The organism is Micromonospora sp. ATA51 (assembly GCF_016802855.1).
GTDB lineage: Bacteria > Actinomycetota > Actinomycetes > Mycobacteriales > Micromonosporaceae > Micromonospora > Micromonospora sicca.
The window spans coordinates 1-2897 of sequence record NZ_JAEVHJ010000515.1; the positions used below are offsets into that span (position 1 = coordinate 1).

The 2897-nt window shown below is 70.2% G+C and carries 2 protein-coding genes and 3 pseudogenes; 1 reads left to right on the top strand and 4 read right to left on the bottom strand.

Annotated elements, in window-relative coordinates; all coding sequences use genetic code 11:
* Positions 1–516: pseudogene (locus JNW87_RS36955) on the bottom strand (hypothetical protein); the annotation flags it as partial.
* Positions 517–1200: 684 nt separating this feature from the next.
* Here JNW87_RS36955 and JNW87_RS36960 point away from each other — a divergent pair.
* Positions 1201–1799, top strand: a pseudogene (locus JNW87_RS36960) (glycoside hydrolase family 6 protein); the annotation flags it as partial.
* A gap of 113 nt (positions 1800–1912) precedes the next feature.
* Here JNW87_RS36960 and JNW87_RS36965 read toward each other — a convergent pair.
* The 3 genes and pseudogenes from JNW87_RS36965 to JNW87_RS36970 all read right to left on the bottom strand — a co-directional run.
* Positions 1913–2287: a hypothetical protein gene (locus JNW87_RS36965; RefSeq protein ID WP_109805804.1), complete on the bottom strand. Its 375-nt coding sequence runs from the start codon at positions 2285–2287 to the stop codon at positions 1913–1915.
* 160 nt (positions 2288–2447) lie between these two features.
* Entirely contained in the window at positions 2448–2576 is a 129-nt protein-coding gene (locus tag JNW87_RS40105) for a hypothetical protein (protein ID WP_255420264.1), read from the bottom strand.
* Positions 2577–2585: 9 nt separating this feature from the next.
* A pseudogene (locus JNW87_RS36970) lies at positions 2586–2897 on the bottom strand (hypothetical protein); the annotation flags it as partial.

Here is a 2897-nt window from a genome sequence, read left to right on the forward strand (position 1 = left end):
CCTTGTTGTCGCGGTTGTTGCGGTCCTCGTTCGACTGGTCGTCGCCATGCCCCCGCCATGGCCGCCGGACCCCGACTGCCAGGTCTCGTCGTGCTTGTTCTTCTCGTCCTTGCCGTCGTCGTGCTTGTTCTTCTCGTCCTTGCCGTCGTCGTGCTTGTTCTTCTCGTCCTTGCCGTCGTCGTGCTTGTTGTTCTCGTCCTTGCCGTCGTCGTGCTTGTTGTTCTCGTCCTTGCGGTCCTCGTCCTTGCGGTCGTGGTCCTTGCCGTCGTGGTCCTTGTTGTCCCAGTCCTTGCGGTCCTCGTCCTTGCGGTCCCAGTCCTTGCGGTCCCAGTCCTTGTTGTCCCAGTCCCCGTGGTCCCCAGGGCAGAACTCAAGAAGACTGACCTGCGGCTTGGCCACGACGTTGCCCGTGTACGCGTGTCCGGCCGCGTACGCCGCCCCGGGCGAGAACAGCAGCAGGGACGCGCCGCCGAGAGCGGCACCCGCAACGACCTTCCCGAGCATCTTCTTTCCCATGACCTGCGTCACTCCATCCCTGTTTGTCCTGAGCCCGACGGCAGTCGAGCTACGACCGACGTTAGACCGTTTCGTGACCTATGCGAGGAAAGATTCGTGTTCTAGAGTTTATTGACGATACGGGGCATAGGAGTGCTACGCGGCTTATGCTGGGGTTAGGGACGCGGGGCGGCCTTCCGTGCCGCCCGGGCGGCTGCGGCCTCGCTGGGTGCGGAGATTCCTCAATCCGCCGGACCCTGTCCCGCTCGGTCGGCCTGCGGCGATCCGGCCCCGCTGTGCCGCCCCGTCCCCGCAGGGTGGTTCTCCCCTTACCGTTAACGGTGATCATCGAGCCATTACTATGGAAGCGCTCTCATTCAAGAATTTCTGGAGGCGGTTGGGGGAGCCGACGTCAGGTGTCGAGGGCACCCGGTTCGCCGGGCGACATCCGACCAGCCGACCGGCGGTCCCCACGCCGGTCGCGCACCACCACGCCCGGCCGGGTCGGGCACCCCCGAAGAAAACCCGTGGCGCCGCCGGCCGTCCGCGCCGGACGTCCAACGGGCCATTCCGCCGGGCCGTACGCGGATCCGGTCCCGCCCAAGGAGATCAGTGGCATGAATGTGTGGAGAAGGCTGTCCGGCCGAAAGCGGACGATCGCGCTGACCGGTGCGAGCGTCCTGGTCGCGGTCGGGCTGGTGACCTGCCCTGGCCAAGCTGGGCGCGATCGGCAACGTCTACAACTACATCGACGCCGCGCGCCACGGCTGGATCGGCTGGGACAGCAACTTCCGGCCCGACCGCCAACCAGCTCCTCGCGGCGGCCACCGCCTCCGGCAGCACCGTGCACAACGTGCAGGGCTTCATCACCAACACGGCGGACTACTCGGCGCTCAAGGAGCCGTACCTCAAGATCACTGGCGCGGTGAACGGCCAGACCGTGCGGCAGTCCAACGGGGATCGAAACGAACCAGTACGTCGACGAGGTCTCGTTCGCCCAGACGTTCGGCAACAGGCTCGTCTCGGGGGAGCCGGGCGTCGACGCGTACGTCTGGGTGAAGCCCCCGGGCGAGTCGGACGGCTCCGGCAGCCTTCATCCCGAACGACGAGGGCAAGGGCTTCGACCGGAGGTGCGACCCGACGTACACCGGCAAGGCCCGCCACGGCAACAGATGAGCGGCGCCCTGCCGAACGCGCCGATCTCCGGCGCCTGGTTCCCGGCTCACTTCCAGGAGCTCAAGCGCAACGCCTACCCCGCCGCTGTCCTGACCCACCGGCAGGCCCACCCGCCGCGGCGGGAGTGAGGCACCACCAGCGGCAGGTTCCCCGGGCCCCTGATCCGACCGTCCACCGGTCGGGCCAGGGGCCCCGCCGTGTCCTCCGCCCGGGTCGGCTCGTTCGGACACCCGGAACGTGCTCAGGGGACGGTCTTCTCGATCGCGGCCCGGCCCAGCTCGGCCAGGTCCCGGCGGGCCCGCTCCAGGTTCTCCGGGGTGAGGTCCTGGCCCCGGGCCATCACCAGGTCCTCCGGTTCCCACGGCTGCTCCGCGCCGGTACGGATGTTGTCCCCACCCGCGCCGGTGCCGGTTCCGGTGGCCCCGGTGCCCGCCGCGTACGGGTCACCGAGGAGGTCCGGGGATCCGGTGTCGGGCACCGCGCCGTCGGGCTCGGTGAAGACCGGATTGTCCCGGTCGGCGCCGCCACCGGTTCTCAGCTGCGGCACCGTGCTGTCGTCGTCCACCGCGGCGGCCACCTCGGGGCTCTCCTCCAGCGGTCGGTCACGATCGCTCATGCTGCTGCCCTCCTGTCCGCAGACGCGTTCCCTCGTCTCGCGTACCCCGTCCGGACCGGGCCATGCCGGGAAGGTCAGATCTCCCGGGCCTCCTCGGTGGCCGGCGGCTCCGCCGGGCGCAGCCACTGCCAGAGGACCATCAGGAGGCCGAAGACGAGCATCACCGCCCGGCCCAGAGGTTGATCCGCACCCCATGGGCCTTGTCGATCTCGGCCGCCGAGTCGAAGAGCCTGACCAGGCCGAACCGCGAGACGGCGGCGCCCCGGCCGGTGACCGGCCGGGGCGCCACGGGTGCCGCTCAGCGGCCGAGGACGCGGTCGAGGAAGTCCCGGTAGCCGCGGACGGCGATGCGGAGCTGCTCGGTGTCGGCCGAGCCGGCGTCCTGCCAGCCGCCCAGCTTGGTCTTTTGCGCTTGCAGCGCGGCGGAGAGGGCCTCGATGGCCTCCTCGACCAGCGACTGCGCCTCGCCGACCGCGGCCCGCGGGTCGTCCACGAAGCGGAGCTGGACGTCCCGCCAGCGGGTCCGGAAGCCCTCGGCGGTCTCCGGTTCGAAGAGCGTGGCGGCGTCCGCCGGCACGGCGCCCGGGGCCGGCCGGGCCGCCCCGGCGAG

Excerpts from the sequence above, each read along its gene's own strand:
- JNW87_RS36965 (WP_109805804.1), bottom strand. The coding sequence starts at position 2,287 with ATGAGCGATCGTGACCGACCGCTGGAGGAGAGCCCCGAGGTGGCCGCC.